Source organism: Pseudomonas sp. GXM4 (genome assembly GCF_008923895.1).
GTDB classification, from domain to species: domain Bacteria; phylum Pseudomonadota; class Gammaproteobacteria; order Pseudomonadales; family Pseudomonadaceae; genus Aquipseudomonas; species Aquipseudomonas atacamensis.
This window is the reverse complement of the sequence record NZ_WBRZ01000053.1, coordinates 1-24370: the sequence shown is the minus strand read 5'-3', so window position 1 is coordinate 24370 and position 24370 is coordinate 1. Positions and strand designations below refer to the sequence as shown.

At 61.8% G+C, this 24370-nt stretch carries 14 protein-coding genes; 9 read left to right on the top strand and 5 right to left on the bottom strand.

Annotated elements, in window-relative coordinates:
* Positions 1-199: 199 nt before the first annotated feature.
* The 3 genes from F8N49_RS09995 to F8N49_RS09985 all read right to left on the bottom strand — a co-directional run bounded on the left by F8N49_RS09995 (position 200) and on the right by F8N49_RS09985 (position 3496).
* The gene (locus F8N49_RS09995; RefSeq protein WP_071172615.1) at positions 200-1225 is read right to left on the bottom strand and encodes a GlxA family transcriptional regulator; all 1026 of its coding nucleotides are present in this window, start codon (positions 1223-1225) and stop codon (positions 200-202) included.
* A gap of 92 nt (positions 1226-1317) precedes the next feature.
* Positions 1318-2478 carry a radical SAM/SPASM domain-containing protein gene (locus tag F8N49_RS09990; RefSeq protein ID WP_071172616.1) on the bottom strand — a complete coding sequence of 387 codons (1161 nt, stop codon included), beginning with the start codon at positions 2476-2478 and terminating at the stop codon, positions 1318-1320.
* Between the two features lie 124 nt (positions 2479-2602).
* Positions 2603-3496: a LysR family transcriptional regulator gene (locus F8N49_RS09985; RefSeq protein WP_151551294.1), complete on the bottom strand. Its 894-nt coding sequence runs from the start codon at positions 3494-3496 to the stop codon at positions 2603-2605.
* A 113-nt stretch (positions 3497-3609) separates the two neighbouring features.
* Between F8N49_RS09985 and F8N49_RS09980 the strand changes: the two genes are divergently transcribed.
* The 9 genes from F8N49_RS09980 to F8N49_RS09940 all read left to right on the top strand — a co-directional run bounded on the left by F8N49_RS09980 (position 3610) and on the right by F8N49_RS09940 (position 10275).
* Entirely contained in the window at positions 3610-4008 is a 399-nt protein-coding gene (locus F8N49_RS09980; RefSeq protein ID WP_151551293.1) for a RidA family protein, read from the top strand.
* A 157-nt stretch (positions 4009-4165) separates the two neighbouring features.
* Positions 4166-5029: a putative selenate ABC transporter substrate-binding protein gene (locus F8N49_RS09975; protein ID WP_151551291.1), complete on the top strand. Its 864-nt coding sequence runs from the start codon at positions 4166-4168 to the stop codon at positions 5027-5029.
* Positions 5026-5823 (top strand): phosphonate ABC transporter ATP-binding protein, encoded by a 798-nt coding sequence (locus F8N49_RS09970; protein ID WP_151551288.1) that lies wholly within the window; start codon positions 5026-5028, stop codon positions 5821-5823. Before F8N49_RS09975 ends, F8N49_RS09970 begins: the two co-directional genes overlap by 4 nt.
* Positions 5817-6644, top strand: coding sequence for an ABC transporter permease (locus F8N49_RS09965; RefSeq protein WP_122746097.1), 828 nt, complete (start codon positions 5817-5819; stop codon positions 6642-6644). Before F8N49_RS09970 ends, F8N49_RS09965 begins: the two co-directional genes overlap by 7 nt.
* On the top strand, positions 6641-7408 hold the full coding sequence (gene phnE, locus F8N49_RS09960) for a phosphonate ABC transporter, permease protein PhnE (RefSeq protein ID WP_151551286.1): 768 nt from the start codon (positions 6641-6643) through the stop codon (positions 7406-7408). Before F8N49_RS09965 ends, phnE begins: the two co-directional genes overlap by 4 nt.
* A gap of 177 nt (positions 7409-7585) precedes the next feature.
* On the top strand, positions 7586-9265 hold the full coding sequence (locus F8N49_RS09955; protein ID WP_150740964.1) for an MFS transporter: 1680 nt from the start codon (positions 7586-7588) through the stop codon (positions 9263-9265).
* 107 nt (positions 9266-9372) lie between these two features.
* On the top strand, positions 9373-9591 hold the full coding sequence (locus F8N49_RS09950) for a hypothetical protein (RefSeq protein WP_151551284.1): 219 nt from the start codon (positions 9373-9375) through the stop codon (positions 9589-9591).
* Positions 9592-9821: 230 nt separating this feature from the next.
* Entirely contained in the window at positions 9822-10016 is a 195-nt protein-coding gene (locus F8N49_RS09945) for a stability determinant (RefSeq protein WP_073476723.1), read from the top strand.
* Positions 9997-10275: a type II toxin-antitoxin system RelE/ParE family toxin gene (locus tag F8N49_RS09940; protein WP_306106531.1), complete on the top strand. Its 279-nt coding sequence runs from the start codon at positions 9997-9999 to the stop codon at positions 10273-10275. The genes F8N49_RS09945 and F8N49_RS09940 overlap by 20 nt, the downstream gene beginning before the upstream one ends.
* Before the next feature lie 55 nt (positions 10276-10330).
* On the opposite strand, the gene F8N49_RS09935 is transcribed toward F8N49_RS09940, so the two are convergent.
* Both F8N49_RS09935 and F8N49_RS09930 read right to left on the bottom strand, forming a co-directional pair.
* Positions 10331-22816, bottom strand: coding sequence for a filamentous haemagglutinin family protein (locus tag F8N49_RS09935; RefSeq protein ID WP_151551281.1), 12486 nt, complete (start codon positions 22814-22816; stop codon positions 10331-10333).
* A 174-nt stretch (positions 22817-22990) separates the two neighbouring features.
* The gene (locus tag F8N49_RS09930) at positions 22991-24094 is read right to left on the bottom strand and encodes a substrate-binding domain-containing protein (RefSeq protein WP_136492556.1); all 1104 of its coding nucleotides are present in this window, start codon (positions 24092-24094) and stop codon (positions 22991-22993) included.
* Between the last annotated feature and the right edge of the window lie 276 nt (positions 24095-24370).

The following is a 24370-nucleotide window of genomic DNA, read 5'->3' as shown; positions in this document are numbered from 1 at the left end:
CCTCACCTAGCCCTCTCCCGGAGCGAGAGGGAACTGATTGGGGGATATTCGAGATTTACGCCGACCTGAAAGCGCTGTATTGAATCCAAAGTCGACGTCCATCTTTCAGGTTGATGTACAGCGCAAGATACCTCGGTCGGCTCCCTCTCCCTCTGGGAGAGGGCTGGGGTGAGGGTTTTTGGGGATTGCACCGGTCGATCTATTTAACCAGCCGTTTTTCCTTCGAAGGCCGATAACCAAAATACGAGCTGTAGCACTTGCTGAAATGGCTCGGTGAAACGAAACCACACGCCACCAGCACTTCCACCTGCGACAGCTCGGTATGTTGCAGCAGGCGCCGTGCTTCGGTGATGCGCAGTTCCAGGTAATAGCGCTGCGGCGTGGTGCCCAGTTGCTCCTTGAACAAGCGCTCAAGCTGGCGCCGCGAGCGGCCGGCGTAGACCGCCAGTTGTTCCAGCTCCAGCGGTTCTTCGAGGTTGGCGTCCATCAGCTTGATCACTTCCCGCAACGGCGCGCTGACGCAGATGTTTTCATCCGGTTTGATCCGCCTGTAGCGCGACTCTTCGAAGGCGAGGATGTCTTCGATGCCCTCGACCAAGGCTTTGCCGTGCAAGCCCTTGATCCAGTCCAGCGCCATGTGGAAGGCCCCGGACGGGCTGGAGGCGGTAAGGCGGTCGCGATCAATGACGTAGGGTTCGCTGCTGACGTGGGTGCTCTTGGCGATTTCGGTCAGTGCCGGGCGATGTTCCGGGTGGATCGAGCAGCGATAGCCATCGAGCAAACCGGCGCGACCGAGAAACCACGAACCATTCCACAATCCCGCCAGACTCACGCCCCGCTCCGCTGCCGACTTGAGCAAGCCGATGAATTCGTCGCTGGCGCGCAGTTCCGTGCGATAACCACCGCACACCACCAGCAGATCCAGCTCGTTAAGCGCAGCAGAATCCAGGCGCGCATCGGGGCGGATGACCAGGCCCAGATCGCTGATCACCTCGCCATCGCCCAGACCGAAGGTGCGCGACGAGAAAAGTCCCGGGCGCAACAGGTTGGTGGTGACTACCGTGTCCAGCGCCTGGGTGAAGGCCGGCAGCGAGAAATGTTCAAGCAACAGGAAACCGGTGCGGGTTACGCCGGTATTATCGGGGTTCTGTTCATTCAGATAGCGAAGGTTCTTGCCCTTCATGCCACCGCTGAATTGACGTCGTTCAATCAAGGTCGGGTCCATCGGTCGTTGTTATGCGGCGATAGTTGGCTTGATCAGACAAAGAGTCAACCACGCCTGCGCAGCGCGTGGTTGGCTCGCACCCTAATGCCGCTTCAGATCACCGAAAACGCACCGGCGCCGAGTCGCCCTTCCAGACGCCCGCACAGCAGGTAGTGCTGGTAGCCACTGTTGAAAGCACCTTGGGACACCGCCACCCTTACATCGTCATTGAGTCGAAGATACTGGGCTTCATCGAAGTTGTCGGCACTGACCTCCCCGGCGCGCCCCAGTTGCTGGCTGTCCACCGCAAGGCCCTCGCTGGCGAGCCGTTCGAAGTCGAGGATGCGGTTTACCGCGTGCCGCTCCAGAACACCCTGATTGGGATATGTCGAGTAGATGTGCAATCCTTTCGATGCGCAACGGTCGCACATGTCGACGCAGTTTTTCTGTGTGGACTTGCGCCGGGTCAGTTCCTCGAGCGGCATGTCGAGATATTTGCCAACTTGATATTCGGTCTGGTTGAAAATCGTGCAGCACAAGACTGTATTGCCGTTGCAGTCGATTACCAGCCAGTCATCTTTGAGTGTGCAAGCCTGCTTGGGATAATGCTGCAGGACATTGATCAGATCATCGTAAGGCGGGAGCGCCAGACGTGTGAGTGTTTCGTGGTCAGTTGCTGAAACAGACGGATCGCGTTCGACAATCGCCAGTGCTTTCTCCAGCGGCATCATCACCGAATAACCGGTGGTGAAAACAAAGCCGAGACGCTCACTGAACTCGCGCATCAGCGCTTCTTCTTCAATGTTGTCCAGGTAGCGGTGGTAATAAACATCGACTCGCGTCTGCAATCCGAGCCGTTGCTTGATTTCATGCAGCGCAATCATGTTTTGCTTTACGACTTCGATATCACCGCCGACGTGGCCCTTTTGGTAAGTTTCCTGATGAAAGCCTGATAACGAAATACGGAAATAACCTGGCTCGGCCAACAGCGCCTTTTCCATATTCTTCGCCAGGTTGAGGTTGGTGCTGATGCCGCTCATCATGCCGGCGGCATTGATGATCTCGACAAATTCGCCGATCTTCGGATGCACCAGAGGCTCGGTCCAGTTGTAGAGGAAGATCGTACGAACGCCCTCGGTTTTAGCCTTTTCAACGATCTGCCTGAACATGTCCAGCTGCATGGATTTCTTGAAATTGAGATTTTCCGAGTTGCCCATCGGGCACGAAGGGCAGCTCAGATTGCAGGCGCCAACAATATCGATATACATGTTCATTGCAGATGAAGCTCCTTCAAGGGAACGCCACGCATCTCATCACTGCATGGGTTCTGGTCGCCGCTCGTGTTGGTATTTTGACGGCTGTGCGACACCCGCAAGCAATAACTGCACCATCTGCACGCTACGCCATCAACTGCACGACCCAATCAATAAAAACCCGCAACTTCAGGCTGACATGCCTGTTCGGCGGATAGGCGAGATAAAGCGGCATCGACTCAAGCTGCCAGCCTTCAAACAACTGCACCAACTCGCCCCGCGCCACATGCGCATCAGACATATACGTCGGCAACCACAACACCCCCATGCCCGCCAGTCCCGCCGCCAGATAGGCATTGCCGTCATCCACCGCAAGCACATGCCGGCCTTTGATCTGCAGGCGCTCGGTGCCGTTCTGCAACGTGTACGGAAGAGGTTTACCAGTGCGAGCCCAGAGAAAAGCGACGACGCGGTGATGGGAGTCTTGCAGTTCCAGCGGATGCTCAGGCGTCCCTTCTCGGGCCAGATAAGCCGGCGCGGCGAAAACACCCAAGGGCAGATCGGCGAGCTTGCGCGCCCTCAGCGATTGATCGAGCAGCTCGCCGCCGCGCACCACACAATCGACGTTCTCATCGATGATGTCGACGATGCGGTCGCTGACGCCCATGTCGATCTGGATGTCCGGGTAGCGCGCGTGAAAATCCGGCAAGGCTGGCACCAGAATATGCCGCGCGAACGGGCTCGGCACGTCGATGCGCAAGCGCCCCCGTGGCCGTGCGGCGGCACCGGGCAGGCTGGTTTCGGCGTCGTCCATGTCGGCCAGCAACTTGATCACCCGCTCGTAATACGCCGCACCGTCGGCGGTAACGTTGACTTTGCGCGTGGTGCGGTTGAGCAGCTTGACCCGCAGCCGCGCCTCCAGTTGCTGCACCAGTTGCGTCACCGTGGTCTTGCTCATGTGCAAGGTTTCGGCAGCCTTGGTGAAACTGCCCGCCTCGACCACCCGGGCAAAGGCCTGCATCGCATCGAACCGGTCCATCCGCGCCCCTCGATTGTTTGGGATTTGCAAACAGTGAACGCCAAGCTTGCGCGTTTATCCAGCAGCTGCAAATACCTAAAGTCACTCCATCAACCACTGATGGAGTCAGCCCCATGTCCAAGCGCGATGTAGTTTTCCCGCCCGCCCGCCACGCCCTGTATGAACGTCACCGTTACTCGCCGGCGATTCGCTCCAACGGCTTTTTGTTTGTCTCCGGACAAGTCGGCAGTCGTGAGGATGGCTCGTCCGAGGCGGATCTGCGCGATCAGGTACGCACCGCCTTCAACAACCTCAACGCGATCCTCGCTGCGGCCGGTTGCAGCTTCGATGATGCGGTGGATGTCACCGTGTTCATGGTCGATCCGCACTCTACATTCGAAACGATCTGGACTGTGGTGCCGGAGTTCTGGGGCGAAGCGCCGTTTCCGACCATCACCGCTGTCGGCGTGACCTGGCTGGCGGGTTTCGATTTCGAAATCAAGGTGATTGCCAGACTGCCCGAAGCGGCTTGACCGCAACCGCACATAAACAGACACAACGCGCCGGCACGGAGGCTGGCCAATCTCCTCCCGAATGCGTATAACCTCGCCGTTTCGTCTACCCTGACGTGGCGCGCCGTTGACTACCGGTGGCCCTTCGAATGTTGACGCTTACGAAACGGAGAATTCTATGTTCAAGCGTACCCTCGCCCTCACCGCCGGTCTGGCGCTGTCCTTTTCTGCCCTGATGACGCAAGCCGCTGATGTCCTGCGCGTCAGCGCGATTCCCGACGAAGCCCCGACCGAGCTGCTGCGCAAGTTCGAACCGCTGGGTGCCTATCTTGAGCAGCAGTTGGGCATGAAGGTGCAGTTTGTCCCCGTCGCCGACTACCCGGCGGTGGTTGAAGCGCTGGCCACCGATCGCCTCGACATGGCCTGGCTCGGCGGTTTCACTTTTGTGCAGGCTCGTTTGAAGACCGACGCCACCACGCCAGTGATCCCGCTGGTGCAGCGCGAACAGGATGCGCAGTTCACCAGCAAATTCATCACCGCCGACCCGAACGTGAAAAGCCTCGCCGACCTCAAGGGCAAAACCTTCGCGTTCGGTTCGGTGTCGTCCACCTCGGGCAGCCTGATGCCGCGTTACTTCATGCTGAAGAACGAAGGCATCAAGCCTGAAGGCTATTTCAGCCGTGTCGCCTACTCCGGCGCGCATGACGCCACCGTTGCCTGGGTGCAGGCCGGCAAGGTCGATGCCGGGGTGTTGAACGCCAGCGTATGGCAGAAACTGGTCGACGCCGGCAAGGTCGACACCAGCAAGGTCAAGGTCTTTGCCACCACGCCGACCTACTTCGATTACAACTGGACCGTGCGCGGCACCCTTGATCCGAAGCTGGCCGCGAAGATCAAGAAAGCCTTCCTCGACCTCGACCCGGCCAATCCCGAGCAGAAGAAGATCCTCGATTTGCAGGCCGCCAGTCGCTTCATCGAGACCAAGCCCGAGAACTACAAGGGCATCGAGGAAGCCGCCCGCGCCGCCGAACTGCTGAAATGACCCTACGCCTCACCCAGGGCAGCCTGCGCCACGCCAATGGCGTCGATGCCCTTCGTAACATCGACGTGCAGATTGGCGCTGGCGAACAGGTAGCGATCATCGGTCCGTCCGGCGCTGGCAAGTCGAGCCTGCTCAATCTGCTGGCGACGGCGCTGAAACCCAGCAGCGGTGACATCGAAGTGCTCGGCGAACGCGCCTGGCACTTGTCGGCGCACCAGCGGCAGCGCCTGCGTGCGCGCATCGGCCTGGTGCATCAGGCGCCGCCGATTCCGCCGCGTCAGCGGGTGATTACGGCGGTGCTGGCCGGCAAGCTCGGTCAGTGGAGTCTGGGCAAAAGTCTGCTGAACCTGCTGCATCCACTGGATGTGGCGGGCGCTCGCGCGGCGTTAGCGCGACTGGATCTGGGCGACAAACTGTTCGCCCATTGCCAGCAATTGTCCGGCGGGCAATTGCAGCGCGTCGGCATTGCGCGGGTGCTGTATCAGGCGCCGGAAATAATGCTCGCCGACGAGCCGGTTTCAGCAATGGACCCGGTCCTCGCCGGCCACACGCTGTCGATCCTGTCGCGCCATGCTCGCGAGCACAACGTCACGCTGGTGGCGAGCCTGCACGCGGTGGATCTGGCGCTGGCGCACTTTCCACGGATCATCGGCCTGCGCGACGGGCAGATTCTTTTCGATTGCCCATCCGATCAAGTCAGCCGCGACAAGCTCGATGCGCTGTACGCCAATGAACAACTGCAATCGCCTGCACCAGCGGTCGCGCCTTTGATTGTGCAGATTCCGCGATGCTGAAGGCCGATTCACGGGACCCGGCGGCGTGGCCGCGATTGTTGCTGACGCTGCTGGCGCTGGCCCTGCTGTGGCCGGGCATTCAGCTCAGCGAGCTGGACCTGGGCGTGCTGTTTCAGGACGCTAGCCAGAACGAAATGGGCCGTTTCGTTTCGGCGTTCTGGCCACCGGCGCACGATCAGGCGTTTATGCAACTGCTGCTCAAAGCCACCCTGCAAACCCTGGCGATTGCCACGGCCGGCATGGCCTTGGCGTTGCTGCTGGCGGTGCCGGCGAGCCTGATCGCCAGTCGCGCATTGTCGCTCTCTGCGGCGTCACGGGGCGGCGTGCCGAGCCTGCCTGGGCGCTTGCTGCGCTGGCCGGTGCGCGGCTTGCTGATCTTTCTGCGCAGCGTGCCGGAAATCGTCTGGGCGCTGTTGTTTGTGCGCGCGGTCGGCCTCGGCCCGGCGGCGGGCGTGCTAGCCATCGCCATTACCTACAGCGGCATGCTCGGCAAGGTCTACGCAGAAATTTTCGAATCCACCGACCAACGCCCTGCGCACGCATTGTTGCAGGCCGGCAGCGGTCGACTGGCGGCGTTTGCCTACGGCACGCTGCCGAATGTCGCCGCCGAATTGCTCTCCTACACCGTCTACCGCTGGGAGTGCGCGATCCGTGCCTCGGTGGTGATGGGCTTTGTTGGTGCCGGTGGGCTGGGGCAACAGATTGACCTGTCGATCCGCATGTTTGCCGGCGGTGAAGTCGCCAGCATGTTGCTGACGTTCCTGCTGCTGGTGCTGTGCGCCGATCAACTCAGCCGCTTGCTACGCTGGAGGCTGACATGAGGCGCCTGATCAACCTGCTGCTGCTCGCCGCCATTGCGGTCGCGGTGGTCGCCTCTTTTGCCTATCTGGAACTGGATCTTGCCGAACTCGGCAGCGCCAACAGCCTCAAGCAGATGGGCAGCTATGTGCAGCGTTTCCTCAGTCCCGACTTGAGCGCCGGGTATCTGAAAGCCATCGCCCACGGTTCGCTGGAAACTCTCGCTATGTCAGCCCTCGGCACCCTGCTTGCGGCGCTGTTCGGCATTGTGCTGGCGCTGCCCGCCGCCGGGCGTTTCGGCTGGCCGCTGCAAAGTGCGGCGCGCCTGCTGCTCAACGGCTTGCGGGCGATTCCGGAGCTGGTCTGGGCGGCGCTGATGGTGCTCGCCGCCGGTCTCGGGCCGAACGCCGGCACCCTCGCCCTCGCTCTGCACACCACCGGCGTACTCGGTCGGCTGTTCGCCGAAGCGCTGGAAAACACCCCGCTGCAACCGGCCGAAGCGATTCGCTTGCAGGGCGGAAATCCGATCCTCGCGTTCTGCTACGGCACCCTGCCGAACCTCGCCCCGCAACTGCTCGCCTACTGCCTGTATCGCTGGGAAAACAACATCCGCATGGCCAGCGTGCTCGGTTTCGTCGGCGCCGGCGGCCTGGGCCAGATGCTGTATGTCAGCCTGAGCCTGTTCCAGGAAGCCCAGGCCAGTACGGTGATTCTGGCGATGCTGTTGCTGGTGTTTCTGGTCGATTGGTTGAGCGCCTGGAGCCGGCAGCGTTGGGTCAAAGCGTAGGCCGAGTGGATATCTGGCAAAAGCTGATTATGCTTCAGGAAACCTTGCAGCCCTGCGAGGCGGTCAGACTGTGCAAGCTTCACGCTAGAGCAACGGCGGCAGATGCCAACGGGCCAGAGTGCGACAGGCAGTAAGGGGGACTCCGGCCTACAACAATAAGCACGACGGAGAACACCCATGGCCACAATCGACACAGCATCCACCGGCACGCCACCGCGCAGCGGCGGCATCACCAAGGAGGAGCGCAAGGTCATCTTCGCCTCCTCGCTGGGCACGGTTTTCGAGTGGTACGACTTTTACCTCTACGGCTCACTGGCGGCGATCATCGCCAAGCACTTCTTCGCCGGCGTCAACGAAACCACCGCGTTCATCTTTGCCCTGCTGGCGTTTGCCGCCGGGTTTGCGGTGCGGCCGTTCGGCGCCATCGTCTTCGGGCGCCTGGGTGACATGATCGGGCGCAAGCACACGTTTCTGATCACCATCGTGATCATGGGCGTGTCCACGGCAATCGTCGGTTTGCTGCCCGGCTACGCGACCATCGGCGTCGCCGCCCCGGTGATTCTGATCACCCTGCGTCTGCTCCAAGGTCTGGCGCTGGGTGGTGAATACGGCGGCGCGGCGACCTACGTGGCCGAGCACGCGCCACGCAACCGCCGTGGCTTTTTCACTTCGTGGATTCAAACCACCGCTACCCTCGGTCTGTTCATGTCGCTGCTGGTGATTCTCGCCTGCCGCACGGCGCTGGGTAACGAGGCGTTCGAAGCTTGGGGCTGGCGGATTCCGTTTCTGCTGTCGATCATTCTGCTGGCCGTGTCGGTGTACATTCGCCTGCAACTGAGCGAGTCGCCGGTATTCCAGAAAATGAAGGACGAAGGCAAGGCCTCGAAAGCGCCGCTGACCGAATCCTTTGCACGCTGGGACAACCTCAAAGTGGTGATCATGTCGCTGCTGGGCGGCACCGCCGGGCAAGCGGTGGTCTGGTACACCGGGCAGTTCTATGCGCTGTTCTTCCTGTTGCAAACATTGAAGATTGACGCGCAGACCGCCAATCTGCTGATCGCCGGATCGCTGCTGATCGGCACACCGTTCTTCGTGATTTTCGGCAGCCTGTCCGATCGCATCGGGCGCAAGCCGATCATCATGGCCGGCTGCATCCTCGCGGCGCTGACCTACTTCCCGATCTTTACTGCGCTGACCCAGTACGGCAATCCGGACGTGTTCGTCGCCCAGGAAAAAAATCCGGTCAAGGTCATCGCCAGTCCCGAGCAGTGCTCGTTCCAGTTCGATCCGGTGGGCAAGGCCAGATTCACCAGCTCCTGTGACCTGGCGAAAACGTTGCTGGCGAAACGCGCGATCCCGTACGAGAACGTTGCCGCCGAACCGAACACGGTGGCGCAGGTGCGCATCGGTGACCGCGTTGTCGAGAGCTTCGAAGGCAGCGCCCTCACCGCCGCCGACTTCAAGGCCCGCAACGACGCCTTCACCGCCAACCTCGGTGCGGCGTTGAAGGAAGCCGGTTATCCAGAGAAAGCCGATCCGGCGAAAATCAATTACCCGATGATGCTGCTCCTGCTGACCGTGCTGGTGATCTACGTGACCATGGTTTATGGCCCGATCGCCGCGTGGCTGGTCGAGCTGTTCCCGACGCGCATCCGCTACACCTCGATGTCGCTGCCCTACCACATCGGCAACGGCTGGTTCGGCGGCTTCCTGCCGACCGTGGCGTTCGCCATGGTCGCCGCCACCGGCGATATCTACTACGGGCTGTGGTACCCGATCGTCATTGCAGTGGCGACGGCGATACTCGGCACGTTCTTCCTGCCGGAAACCAAGGATCGCGACATTCTCAAGGACTGAAACAACCGCTGTGCCCTCTCCTGCGGGAGAGGGCCTCGCCGCTGAAAAATTTCGAACGTCTGCCGCCGCGCTGTCTCCAATGTGTACACCCACAGGAGGCCAGCGCCATGAACCCCAACGACGACAAAACCCCCAACGCCCCGCCCACCGATGCCAGCGGCAAACCGGTGAATGTGGTCGAGCGCGATCTGCAGGACCGCGACAACAACACCGAGGGCGTGGACAAAATCATCACGCCGTCTTCCACTCGGGTCAAAGAGCAGGAAGCTGAAGAGCTGCAGCGCAAAGTCGATGAGATCGAGCGTAAGGTTGCAGACGGTAACTGACTGCAGCGTGGCTGTGGCCGCGGCTTTGAGCGGCGGCCGTCAGCCCGATGATCAAAAGCTGATTTCCTACAGAATCGAACTACAGAGCTGATCGACTTCACGTGTATCACAAGCGAAGCGTCTGACAGATTTGCATCGTCTGTTTGCGGATGATGTCTCCCTCGTCCCGCCAGTGACGACAACGAGCCCACATCCCCTTAGACTGCTTCACATTGATCATGGAGGTCATGATGAGCGCTGAACTTTCACTTATCGTTTCAGACTTCGAAACCGAAGAAGAGGCTGCGGAATACGATCTTTGGTATCGCGCCAAGGTACAAGCCGCACTTGATGATCCACGTCCGCCTATCCCCCACGATGAGGCAATGGTGCTGCTAGGTCAGATGCTGGAAGAGAGACGCAAGAATCGACGCACTGCCGGTTAGCTGGAGTAAACCGGCTCTTGGAGATCTGGCTGACATCATCGAATACGTAGAACAACGCAACACTGTCGCTTCAGTTGCACTGCACCAAAAGCTCAGCGCCGCAGCGCGAAGGCTTTCCTGGATACCGCATGGTTTCCGCTCCGGCCGAATACCGGGCACTCGCGAAATGGTCATTAACTCGAATTATTTGCTGGTCTATCGGGTGACAGACCACATCAAAATTCTGACCGTGTTGCACGCCCGTAAAAAATATCCATAACCATTCATAAAAAAGGCGGCCAACCGGCCGCCCAAACGTACTGCACGAGAGTCCTTTACAACGTCAGCTGCCCACGCTCTTCCTCGGTCAGCTGCTGCTTCGCCTGTTCATCCAGCGCCCCGGCACCGAGCACCTGCACCGGGCTGTCCGGGTTATAACCCGTCGCTGGCGCGCGACTGGCACCATCGCGCGTTGGTGCCAGTTGCTCGTTGCCGAAACTGAGCACCTGCACAGTGAACACCGAGGCCTGGTTCTGCCGCGCCGCTGCCTGTTGCTGCCGGGCGACGTCTTCCGCCGCTTGCGTAGCGGAGGATGCCGCCGAACTGGCCGAGGTGATTGCGCCGGTATTCACCGCCGACACCACCGGCACGCCGGTCGCTTTGCCCTGCACCGAAATGTTCGCGGCGTTGACCACCGTCAGCGCGGCGATGTTGACGCTGCCCGACACGCGAATCCCCGCCTCGCCGGCATCGATGGTGCCCAGTGGCGCAATGAGGTCGATGTTGCCCGGCGCCACTTCGGCGATCGGGTTGAGCGTGGCGATACCGGCACCGGTACTCGGCACCGACGGCGACAGCGTGACGTTGCCCCAGGTGTCGTAGACACGTTTTGGCGGGGTGTAGACCACGGTGGTTTTCGAGCCGCGACCGGCGTTGATATCGCCCTCGGCGGACCAGCCGAGAATCGAGCCGCCGAACGTAGTCATGATCCGGCTCTGGCCGAGCAGAATGCTGCCTTGGGAGTACAGCTGGATGTCGCCCGAACCCTGAGTGATGATCCCCGCCGTCGACGGCGGCGCAGCGCCTTCGATGCCGAACACCTGACCACCGCCCGGCGTGAGCATCTGGATATCGCCGCCAAACAGCGTCTTGACCCCGGCGCCACCGTACATCGTGATATCGCCGTCGTAGCGAATCGGATTGCCGGCGACATCAGTGGTCGGGAACAGCGCCGCAATGGCGTTGCGACCGCGCAGGTAACTGCCAGTGCGCGGGCCGTCGGCATCGGTGTATTCCAGGCCACCGGCACGCAATTCGGCGAAGTACACCTGGCGGGCGAAGATCGCCTGCTCGGTACTCGGCAGTGCGGCGAAGAACGCTTGCGCCTGTTCGTCGCTACCCTTGAAGCCATAACCGAGGCTCAGCCAGCTCTGCAGTTCTTCGACGTAGGTCTTGACCACTTTGCCCGGCTGCGCGCTGAGGGCCACCGCTGAATCCGCTACGTTTTGCGGGTTCAGATAACGCGCAATGAACCGTGAGTAATCCGGCCCCTGCGCGCCCGCACCCGCTTGCATCACGATGCTCGCACCGGGGCGCTGATCACCTGCCACGACAGGGCCGAGGCTGGTGATGCTGGCGCGATCTTCCATCAGGATATTGCGCCCGGCATTGACGTCCAGAACACCCGGGCCGGCAATGTCGAAGCTGCTGTAGAGAATGTCTCGCCCGGCCGAAACCCGCGAAATGTCGCGCGCATCGTTATGCACGAACAGATTGCCGGTAGACGCGATCTGTTCGTTATTTCGACTCATGCCCCCAACGGGCGCAAACGTGGGTTGCCCCAAATTGGTACCGGACGCCACGATGTCACGCCCCGCCACCATCCACACCGGGCCTGCCGATTCATACCAGGTGCGCTTCGTGGTCGCGAACGCCAGCGTTTCGCCCGTGCGAATTCCTACCAGGTCACCGGTCAGTGCATAGAAGCGCGCCGGCCCCTGAACACTGCTCAACCCCGAGTAGCTATCGGGACCAAAGGCAAACAGTGGATAGCGCGAATTGGTTTGCGCCAGCACACCATCGCTGCCGGCGTTGGTCGTGATCGGCCGAGCGGACTGGTTGTTGCCGTAGCCATTGAACGCGGGTGCAAACGGTGTGGCGAGCGCCGCCGGGCTGGCCCCTGACTGGTTGATGGCGTAGCCGCCGGCATAGATCGAATCCCCAGCGATCAGTTCAAGCTGCCCCGCGCTGGAAGGTGCCAACAGCAATGACCAGGCCAGAGCCGGCGCCGGGTTGCCTATGCCGTAGGCCGCTGATGGTCCCGCATAAATCGAGCCCTGGCCGGCCACGGCACGCAATATCGAAGGAAAGACGAAGCGGTCATCGGTCGGTGACCCGTTAAGCCCGGCGACGGGGTCCTGCCCGGTGGTTTCCATCAACTGGGTGCTGGGCGTCAGGTTGCCGCCGGCCGAGAACAAATCGATGGCCGTGTGATCGGTCCACAGCGAGAAACCACTCAAACCGCCACCGGCATGGTAAATGCCATCCGCCGTGGTAAACGGTGTGGAGTTCTGCAACCTCACGCGGCCCGGATCGGCGGCGCCACCCAACACCAGATCGCCGCGGGTGTTGAGGCGCATGCCGGAGTCACCGGGAATCAGCATCAGCCCACCACTGGCATTACTGGCCGTCGAGTTGAACGGGTCGAAGGCGCGCGTTTCCCGTGGGTCATGAAACAGCGCCGAGGCGCCGTACTGCAGATTGATACCGCCCAACGCGGCGCCCGTCAGTTGCGCCGCACCGCGCAGGTTGATGAGCGCGCCCTGCAAGTCGTGCGTCGGCGTGCCGGTACCCGCCAGGCCGGCACGTGCCTGCAGAGACGGATTAAGGACACCGCCCAGACGAATATCCAGATCTCCGCCACCAGTCAGTTGCAAGTTCCCGTCACTGTCCACGCGGCCCGTACTGCCGACAGCAACGATCAACCCCTGACTGCGAGGGTACGACGCATACCTGTCGTCGCCCATGGCCTTGAGCATGCCAGCATCCCCGCCGGCGCTCAGACTGATGTTGCCGCCGCCCAGCGTACCGAACCCGGTAAAGCCCACCAGATAAGGTCTGGTTTCCTCGCCCAGCGCTGGTAATGGCTGCGCAGCGTAGCTGCCGAAATTGATCCACCAGGCAGTCGGTACATCGTTATTGCCGGTGCCCTGGCGCCAGAGCCAATTGCCCACCGCCACACTCGGCACCTGCTCCCGCGTACCGTCGCCCGTGGCGACCGAGCGACGGCCAAGCACGTCACCCGACACAGACCCGCCGGCATTGATCGTCAGGTTACCGCCCATCTGCGGATACCAGGCCTGATAGAGGTTGGCACTACCGCCATCGACCCATTTTTCGTAATCGTTGCCAGCGCTGCCCAATACCGAGCCATCAGCCGACAGCCTTCCGCGGGGCTGGTTATAACGCGCGTCGACGTCTGCCGATTGGGTGCCGGCGGTGTAGACGCCGAAAGGTGAGGCCATGCTGAGGTTACCGGCCGCCATCAAATCCAGGTCGCCGGTGCCAGTACGCAAAACGCTGAACATCTGCGTGTGGGCCTGGGCGCTCTTGCTCGGATTGTTTTCAATGCACAGTGCCGGGTCGATGGAGCACCAGAACAATTCGTCATCGTTCATCGGTGTGTAATCCGGCATGCCCATCCAGTTGCCAGGCGCCCACACACTGCGCGCCATGGGCGCGCAAGAACCGGGAGCGATATCACAGAGCACAAGGTATTCCTCGGGAACCGGTTCGTACGGTGTAAAGCCATACTCGTTATCCACCGCCCAGACCAGTTTGCCGGCCACCTCGATCATGCTCACACCATAGTGAGTGTCGGCCATCTGCAAGTTGCCAACGCTGGCCTGAGGCTTCACGCTACGGCTGTCGGCCGCGGTCAGATCGGCCCCTGCCACCATGCGCATCGACCACGACGCACTGCCCGCCGGCAGCATGCTGGCGATCGCCCAGTTTCGACCTTGCTGGTTTCCATTGGCAGGACGCAGGTCGAGGAATACCGTGCCATCGGCGAGCTTCACGTTGGTCATGGAGGGGATCAGCGAACCCCGCAACAGCGCCAACGTTCCGTTCAACACAACACCCACCGTTTTATTGTCGGCATCAACCGCACCCGGCAGCGGCACGCCTTTGGGCCAGAGCAGGGCCTGCAGTGCGGTGGCGTTGTTCAAGCGAATACCTGCACCCAAACGACTGCCGGTCGGCAGGGTCACAGCGTTGTCGAGCAACGTACCGGCGGCATACATCAGGTTACCCGCCGCGTCATGCACATCGCCGGCCAGCACCGTTCCACCCTGTAACACGTAAGGTGCGGCCAAAGTGCTCTGAACCGGCAACACCGTGCCCGCAGCCAGTGTGGCGGCTTGAATCGGCAGGTCGTAATTCAAGGTGGCGCCAACCGGAAAGAGCGTCCCTTCGGCAAGGCTGACACCACTGCCCGGTACGATCAGGTCACCGCCGAAAGGCTGTATCCCCGGCAACAGTTTCCAGCCAGCGTCGTCCACGGTTTCCGGCGGCGGTGCGAAACCGTCGTTGATGCTGCCGTAGATATCGAGGTTGCCACCGGCACGGATTAACAGGCTGCCCGCTTCTCCGCTGCCATACACCGAGGTCCGGCGAGTGTGCGGGTTGAGGCTGGCGTAACGGTAGCCGGACAAGTCGAGATCGCCCTGCACCACCAGATCGCCGTCAGCGGTTTTGCTGACGATTTCCACCCCCGGGCGCAGATGAAACGCATCGGCATAGGTCGCATTGTTGAGGCCGGCCAGTTTGCGTTGAAGCAGATCACTGTTACCCAGCGCCGCATCGATAAAGCCACTGCTGTCTGAGTGAATGCGATCCAGGTAGGCTTGATCGATTACTTGATACGGGCGACCGCTGGCCGCCGGATCGGTGCCATCGGCAGCATCACTGTAACTTCGCACGGCATTCAGCCCGATGGAGCGGGCACCTTGAATACTCAACGAACCGCTGGCATCCACCGCAATGTCACCGCCGCCCAGGCGCGGTGCATTCAGCTCCAGCGTCCCACGCAACACGTCATCGCGTTGTCCCGCCTGGTTTCCAGGCACTGCATCGGTGCCGTGACGCAGATCAATCCGTGCACCAGCGGCCAGCGTCAGCACGCCGTCACCTGAATTGAGTTCAACCATGGCGCGGTTCGGTGCGTCGATGATTTTGCCGTAGCTGTCGACGCGCAGCACGCGGCCATGGGCATCGAGCAGCGCGTTGCCCGTCAGGTTCAAACCGTTTTTGCCGGCAAGGCGAATGCTGCCGACCCGTTCACCACTGGCATCGATCACCCCGTCCACGGTCAGGTTGCCGTTGTCCACCGAGACATTGACTTCGCCCGCTTTGAGTTCGTTACCGATACGCAGATCGCCCTGCTTGAACTGGAAGCTTCGACTGCCCACTACCCCGCCGGCATTCAAGCGCAGGTTAAGGCTGGCAAAGGCCTGGCTCAAATCACCCGCCAGGCGCTGGGCGCGAATGTCCACGCCACCGGCCTTGTACGGCACCCACGTACCGCCCGCGTCGTAATAGCCACTGCTGCTGCCGACAATCTGCCCTTGCAGGTCAACCTGTCCAGCGTCAGTGGCCAGGGCCACAACGTTCAATTGCCCGGCCTGATTGTTGACGGCGGACAGATCGATTCGCGAGCCCGCCGACTGACGAATATTGCCGTTGTTGCTCTGCAACGACACGTCCCCGCCCCAGCTGTATTTCTGCACATCATTGAACGGCAGAACCCGGCCCGCCATGTCCACCTGCGCGCCGCTGCCAAGCAGCAGATCATCCTCGGCATTGACCAGCAGCTTGCCGCTGGCGAGGACGATGCGACTGTCGAGCACAACACTGCGTGCCGTCAGGCTCAGTTGCGCACCGAGGGCATCCGCGGCAGCCGTTGTGGCGCTACCACTCAGAGTCAGGTTGTTGCCCGCCTTGAGTTCACTGACCGAGGCGGCCTCGCCGGTCAGCAATGGCGTGCGCAGATTGAGATTGCCGCCGCTGTAGCTGAACCCCTTGACCGCGTCATAAGCTCCTTGGGATTCGTACACCGCCAGACTGCCCTTGTGGTTGGCGGTGATGCGCTCGCTGGCGTTGAAGTTGACGTTGGCAAACCCCAGGGCCAGTCGGTTATTGCGATCAAGGCCATTGGGCTGCGGGTTCGGGCCATAACCCAATTCGATCCGCTGCGCCTGAATATCCATCGTGCCGTGCCCGTTGCCGGCGCCGTCGTTGACCACCGCACCCGGGGCCTGAGTCGCCCCGTTCCAGATCAGATTGCGGGTGCGGATCGTCGCGACATCGGTGGCAGCGCCCGAGCCGTAGATGGCCGGGCTACCCAACACCAGATTCTGCAAACGGCTCTGGCCGGTCTGCGGATCAATGGTGTCGAGGGTCACGCTGCCGAGAAAGTTGAACGCATCGCGGGCCACCAGACTCAGGGTTTCCAGCGCGGGGGCGCCAGATTGCGTGTCGCCCTGCAACAGGCGATCCAGCACGTTCTGGTTAAGCGTCAGGCCCGCAGGTGTGCGGCCGCTGGCTGCGGCCAGTGCTTGCGGACTGCCGGCATTGACCACACCGACCGAAAGCCCGAGTTGACGAGTGCCAAAGCGCACGCTTTCGCCCAGTTCGAAGTCTTTGTCAGTGGCGGCGATGATGCTGCCGTTGGAGTACAGCAACGCCGCAGCAGTGCAATCGGCCGTCGGACAGTTGCCGATACGAATGCTCCCGCCCCCGCCTTCGGTGGGCGCAAGCACCGGCGTCCAGCCGTTGGACACCACCAGCAGGCTGGAGCGCCCCGGTTCGTAGACGAAACCGGCTGCGGCATCATACGGAACGTTACCTCGCCCCAAGGTATTGACGCCCGCTCCCGCATCGATGGTGATGCCGCCATTGGCGCTGTTACTGCTCAGCACAACCTCTGGCGCCGAGAGGATCGCGCCCTCGCGCAGACGAATCGCCGAGATATTGCCGATCACCTTGATCGAGCCGCCCTCCGAACCGTAATACACCGTTGGGGTGCCACCGATGGTCAAACGTCCGGCATTCAAGCGGTTGAGGGTGTCGGCGTACAGCGATACACCGTCGAACCTTGGCGTTCGCGTATGCCCGGCACCGAGAATTTCAAACTCTGCGCCGGTATAACCGCCCTGAACGACCGCCGTACCAATGACCCCGCCGCTGGCAGGTTTGAACAGCACCTGCCCGTTGAAATCCAGGGCTGAGTCGTGCTCGCCGCCACTGACCATGCGCAGGTGCAGCGTGTTGCCGTCCAGCGGTGTGCGGGCGCGCGGCAGACCGCGGCGGGCAGCATCGTTGAGCACAAATTGGCTGAACCCGGTTTCGTTGTACTGTGAATAGCGCCGCAGCACATCGCCAGACGTCACGATGACCTGGCTGGGCAAACTGTCGCGAATACCGGTGTTGGCAATCGACAGCTGTCCGGCCGTGGTCCACGAGCCATTGCGCAACTTCAACGCACTGTCCATCGGCCCCGCAATCGCTTGACCATTGATTTCGACCCGGAAGGCGCCCGGTAACAAGGCAAAGGTCGATGGCAACAAGGTGTAGGTGCCGGGTGCCAGTCCGGAAACGCCGGTCCCGAGGGTGATCTGCTGGCCGATACGCGGGTCGACCGCGCCGGCCTCGGCCAGCATCGGCGCATAGCGGCTCTGGTCACCGGCCACGATTGCATACACGGGGTTATTGGCCAGCCCCGGCAAACTGAAGGTGCCATCGGTGGCATTGCGTACCAGCGGATTGAAACGCGCATCGGTGGAGCCACCTCGTCCGGAGACAAAACCGGCACCGCGCAAATCGCCGCCGCCCGAAAGGTCGATCACCGCCCCGGCCTGCACATTGGTGTATTGCGCATCAAGGATGACCCCGGAGGTCGCTCCGGCAATGCCATTCAACATCACCGACTTACCGTTGTACCGATAGTCGATACCGTCGGTGGTTCCTCCATAGGGCATGACCAGTCCGGCGGCGCTGACTGAAGTCACGCTGCCCGGCAGAAGGTGAAGTTCACGGGTTTTGACAATGACGTCATCACCCAGGGATATCAGCCCCAAGGGCGCACGAATGACGCCGCCCTGCTCGATCTGTCCCGCACTGAGTGTCAGGCTGCCGAACACCGAGTAAGGCAAAGCGGTCGGCGCCGCCCCGTGATTGCCGATACGCAACGTATGCTCCGGCACCGATCCGGCCATACTCTGATAGCCCACTCGCACCTCAGCCGAGACGCCGCTGGCCGGGTAGATCTGCGCAGCCCGCATGTGCATGTCACCCGCAGTCCACAGACGGCTGCGCTGCTGTTCATCGGTTGGCGCGAGGAAGCGCAGGTCGCCCTGGCTGTCGAGCGTGACCAGACCAAAGCCACGGCGGCTGACCGCCAGCGCCGGTGCGGCCGATTGCACGAGAGTCCCTTCGGTGCCGAATGAAAGCGAGTTGCCCACGTCCAGCAGGTCCGCGCTGGCGGTGAATTGCGCGCCGGACAACTGCGCTGTCGGATTGCTCATCACTCGCGGACGCACTTTGACTTCCGAGCTCAAATAGGTGCCCAGCCCTGACAGGCGCAGGTAAGGTGCGCTGAGGTTGACCCGGGCGCTGTCACTCGCCGACTCGGCCAATGAAAGAGAACCGGCGAACAGGCTCAGGCCCTGTCCCATGTGCAGGTCGACATCGCCGTCGAACGTCATCAGACCGTTGCTCAGCAGACTCACGCTGTCGAAGCCACCGCTCATCAGCTGATCGGCACTCAAGCGCGTACGCCCGTAGCGTAAAAGTGGCGAAGCCTCGCCCGCTCGCAGCGGCTGCGGCAGTGCCGGTGCGGGCCCTTGGCCAATGATCATTTCACGTGGCACGCGCACCGCATTGCTTAAGTTCGCGGGACCGTACGCCGGTGTATCCAGAGCGATCTCCAGACGCCCGCCTGCCGCACCTGCACCGCCAGCACTGGCCTGCAGACTGCCCTCGATGAACAGACCATTGTAGGAACTCAGGGTGATCCGTCCGCCATCGGTGGCCACACGAGCGGGGCCTTGCCCACCGCTATCGAGCACGGCTTGCGCACCAGACGCTTCCAGTCGCGCACCTTGGCGGACGATGACGTAAGCATCGGCAGCGGTCGCCGTGATTTTCTTCACATCGATCTCGCCACCGACAATGATCGAGCCACCCTTGCCGACCTGGCCGTAGACGCGGCCCAGCGCATCGACAGCGGTCGCTGCCCGACCGGCGACATCGATCAAGGCATGTTCACCGATCCAGATCGAACGGTTGCGCGGGGTCGGATCGGCCTCTTGCAAGGACGTCGCCACATCAATCGCGCCGAACTGCTGTTGACGGATATCGACAATACCGCCCCAGGCGTTGAGTTCACCATCAAGCGTGATCTGGCCTGCCCCGCGCAAACCGATGCGCTGGCCGGGATCGACACTGATCCGTGAGCCTTCGCCAATCGACAACGGACTGCTGGCGGGATCAATCAAGCCAGCAAGCGTCGCGCCGGCCTGCAATGCGACAGAAGCGCCGGCCCTTTGCGTCAAGACGCCCTTGAGCGGGTCTTCCTGAAATAACGCGGGCGTCCATAGCTCCAGCGCAGCACTCGGCGACATACCGGACACAATGGTCGAGGCGGATTCGCCAAATCGATAGACCGGCATCTGCACATCGATCGCGCTTTGCGCGGCGACCTCCAGCCCCTTCAGACCGATGATGTTGTAGGCGCTGAACCCCGTGCGGAACAGCTCCGGCGTCAGGCGCAAGGTCTGTTCTTCGGCCACTTCGCCGGAAGCGCCGATCCGCACCTTGCTGGCCTGCACGGTCAAGGTGCCGCCGCCGTTCACGCCATAGCCCTGCACCTCGCCATCGAGCACCATGCGCGACTGGCCTGGCGCACTGTTGGCGCTGGATTCAAGCGTCACGTCGCCACCCTTGCCGCCACGCGTCTTGCCGTTGGCCAATACCGCGCCGCCCGACGAAACATCGACCAGACTGCCACTGGCCAGCAGAATGTCGCCGGTACTGCGGATCGACACCGTCCCGCCATTGAGGTACGCAAGGCCGCCCGCGTCGTCCGGGTTACTCGACAGGTTGCTCCACAGACCGCGTGTCTGCAGCTGCACACCCTGCGCAACCGTCACTCGCGCTTGCTTGCCTGCTGAAACCTGGAGACTGGTGTCATCACGCCGATCGGTGGCGAGCTGGTTCAAAACGTTGCCCAATTGCAGGCTACCGCCTTGCGCAATCAGATCGGCATTGACCTGCACGTCAGGGCTGAACAGGGTGATGTTGCCACCGTGATCCACCGTCACGCCTTCATTGACTTCAATCGTGTGTTTTGCCGAGATCTTCAGCGCGCCCAGCGCGAAACCTTTGAGCAGCCCGGCATCGAGGAACAGTTTGCCTGCGCGTTCTGCCGCGACCGCGTCGGTCAGCCCTGCGTTCGCTACGCTGGCATGCGCGCCCCCCACTTGCACCTGATCGAGCAACGGGTCGAGTTGATAGAGCAGGCCAGCACTGGCAGCGACATAAGCAGCATCGTAACTGCCAACCACCAACTGCCCTCGCCGCGCCCGGGCGGTCTGGGTCTGGGCATAGCCGTCCAGACCTGCCCGCGGTGCCTGGATTTGCCGTTCGCCCTGAAACACCTCACCCAACAGCTGGCCATCCAGCACGGCGTTGCCCGTGGCGATCACCAACTGGCCGGCATCCCGGCCAACGGTGTAACCCGCTTCCTGACGACGCGTCGGCGCGATCAGCGGGCTATAGAAATAATCCGTCTGGCCCCAGCGCTCGCTGTGACTTTCGTAACCTTTGTAAAGACCGTTGTAGAGAATATCGCCCGGCGCACGCGACACTTCGTATAACCGCCCGTCCGCACCGCGCAGCCAGCTCTGGCGAATCTCGCCGCCCTGCACATCAAGCGTGCCGCCGGACACATTGATCAGCGAACCTTTTTCGCTGATCACGTCCTTTCCGGAAAACCGCACCTCACCGCCCTGCGCCATCCATTCACCAACGCCATGGCCCTGAGTGCCGAGGTATCCGCCGACCTCCAACAACCCACCGGCGGTGTACCAGCGGTCGGTGGCGTAACCGTTGGTGCCCGCCGGCACGAATACCAGCTCACGGACATCGACCCAGATGTCGTTACTGTTGAGCGCGCCGCTCTCGCGATTGACCGGCGCATCACGCTGCTCGTTGCCCTGGACGTTGATCTTGATGTTGTTGTTTGCCATCGCCACTTTGACGCCGAGGGCGCCGGACACGTCGATCACCGCCCCCTCGCGCAATAGACTGCGCTGTCCGGCGGCAACTGCCACCTGCCCACCGGTGGCAAGGGTGATCGAGCCGCTTTTGAATTCGACGGTGCCGCCGCTGCCGATGTCGATGCGTGACTGATCGCTGCGGATCCGGTTGTTGGCATTGACGCCGGTCAGCGCCGCCTCGCGCTGGCTGTCCAGGGCCGTGAGATCACTGCTGTCGAGCAGAATCGCACTGACGCCATTTTCGCCCAGGGTCACACGGCCTTGGGCATCGCTGGCCGGATTGAGCAGATGCACGGTGCCGCGCGTCGCCACCGAAGTGCTCGCCAGCAGCACACCGTTTTGCACAACGTCGCGGCCGGTCAGGGTGATGTCGCCGGTGGATGCCTGGATCAGGCCGGTGTTGCTGACTTTGCCCGAGCTGTCAGCCTTGAAACCGGGAATGACCTCACTGCCGAAAGTGGTTGAATAACCATTGCCGTCGGTGCCCGAGCCCTTGCGGATATGGAAACGGTCCCCCGCACCCAGCACCGTCTGGCCTTTGGCCGTGCTGATCGAGCCGTCGTTCTGCACGTCCTGGCCAAGCAGCAAGGTATAGCCGCCGGCGTCGGTGGAGAGCGCAGGTTGGTGCGTTTGTATGGCTGCGCCACGCTCCACCAGGACTTTGCCAGCAGCGTCGGTAAAGGTTGGCTGACTGCCGGTGCTGTCGAAATACAGACCCCGATCGCGAAATTGTGCATCGGTCATGTTCGCGGCTGCCGCTACCAGATTTCGCACATTGACCTGGCTGCCACCGCTGAAGACGATGCCGTTGCGGTTGATCAGCATCACCGTGCCGTCCGCTTTGATCTGCCCCTGAATCTGGCTGGCCCGTGCGCTCGGATCGTTGACGCGATTGAGCACCGCCCAGTTGGCCTGCTGGGCAAATTCCACTGTGGTATTGCGGCCGACGTTGAACGTTTCCCAATTGAGAATCGCCTTGTCGGCGGTCTGCTCGATCTTCACCGTGGTCTTGCCGTCGGCCTGGGTCTGTTGCGGGCCTTTGGCGTTCATCCAGCCCTGGCTCAGGCTGTTATCGACCTTCAGGCCGCCCTCGCCCAATCCGTCCGGAACCACTTGCACACTGCCCAACGCGGCGGCACGTCCAGCGGCTTGTGCGGCCTGCTGAGCGGCAATCGCTGCCACGGTGTTATTGAGTGTCTGCAAAGAGCGCTGCAACTGCTGGCTAGCCCGTTGCTGCTGTGCCAGCGGTGGGGTCATCCCCGGCAGACCGCTCCCACCCGGACGCGACGCCGAAGCCTGCTGCGCTGCGCCCTTCGCGGCAAACCAGGTGGAACTGAACGCTGTCGCCGCCTCGGCACTGCCCGCCACCAGACACAAGGCGACGGCTTGCGCCAATGGCTTGAGCAGCCACTGTGCGGGATCGCCCGCGCCACGTTTGATCGGCCGGATACGGTTACTGTGACGGGAGGTGCGAGCAAGCATCACTACAGGTCCTTTTGGGTGGCAGGTCGGATCAGCCCTGCTGTTACGACATAGGCAGTTGGCGAGCCTCACGACCGAACGGATGTCACACAAACTTCATGATCAAGGAGTAAATCGGCAAAAAAAAACAGCAGCCCGAAGGCTGCTGCCGTTTCATTGCAGTTGAGACAAGGCTTACAAAGGACGACCAATGCCGTTGCAGGCGTTGGCGTTGTTGATGTCCAGGTTATTGCCCGAGGTGTTGGTGATGAAGTTGGCGGTCACAGCGGTTTTCCAGTTGTTGGGAACCGGCGTGAAGCTGTGGGCGACGGTGGCGACGTTGTTGCCCGGGTTGCTGTAGTGGGTGGTCAGGAAGTTGCGCACGGCGGTGGCCACGGCTGCATCTTTGTAGCACTGGCCGAAGATGAAGTTGGTGTAAGCCACAATCGGGTAACCGCTTGCCGGGTTAGGCACGACCGGGGCCCAGCCAGCCGGGTTGGCAGGTGCGCTTGGCACCGGTGCAGTGCTCAGCGCCAGCGTCACGTTAGCGTTGGTTGGCTGGACGCCATTGACGCGGGCAACCACAGCGTTGCTGGTGGCGTTCACGCCGTCCGGACCCACATAGCCGATCGAACCGTCCACGGCGTTCACCGCAGTGGCCACATCAGCGGTGTTGGCTACGCCGACCCAAGTCGATGGCAGCGCGGAACCGGCCGGCAGACGAGCGTTGGTGAAGGTGGAGTTGACGGCGAATTTGGTCGGGCAGATCGAGTTCAGGTGACGGCTGAGGATTTCGGTGGTGCCGCTCGAAGTGCTGCGATAAACCACGCGGATTGCGGTGGTGTCGGCGGTACCCAACAGCGCGCCCCAGGTAGTCTTGGTGCCCGACAACGCGTCGCACAACTGAGCGCTGGTCAGGTTAAGGGTGGTGTTGCCGGCTTTTTTGTACGGAATGGCAACCGAAGTGGCCACCGATGGCAGCTGGATCAGCGGGCCGTACGAAGCACCGAAGTTGGTGGTGTAGGTGCTCAGTTCCGAAGCGCTGAGGATCGAGTCGCTAGCGGCGAAATGCACGGTGCCGGTAGTGCTGAACTGGGCAGCGTTGTTGGTCAGGAAAGCGCTTTTGCCGACGCCGCTACCGGTCACGGCGTAGCTGAAGTTGGCTGGCAGGATGCTGTTGGCAGAACCTTTGTACAGCGCGGCAGGCAGCGAGGCGCCACCACCGGTTACGGCCATGGCCTGGGCGGAAGCCAGAGCGGCGACGGTCAGTGAGGCGGCGATCAGAGTGCGCTTGAACATGAAGAATCTCCTTTTCAACTTGGTTTGGAACACAGGTTTCGGAAGGCTTGCATGACACCGGGAGGGTCCACCGCAGTGGAGCCGCAGGGAGAAATTCGCAGCTTCCGGTGACAGATAAAGGAAAAAACCTCGGGAGCTGCGGGGGGATTTTTGTGGGGATTTCTCGGGTGTTTGCGGTGGGTTGCGGCGCGTCTGGATCGCGGGTTTGGCTGAATCGGGCTGGAGCCGTTGGCGGGGGGTTGCAGATGACAGACTGGAGAACCCGAGGATGGGCGG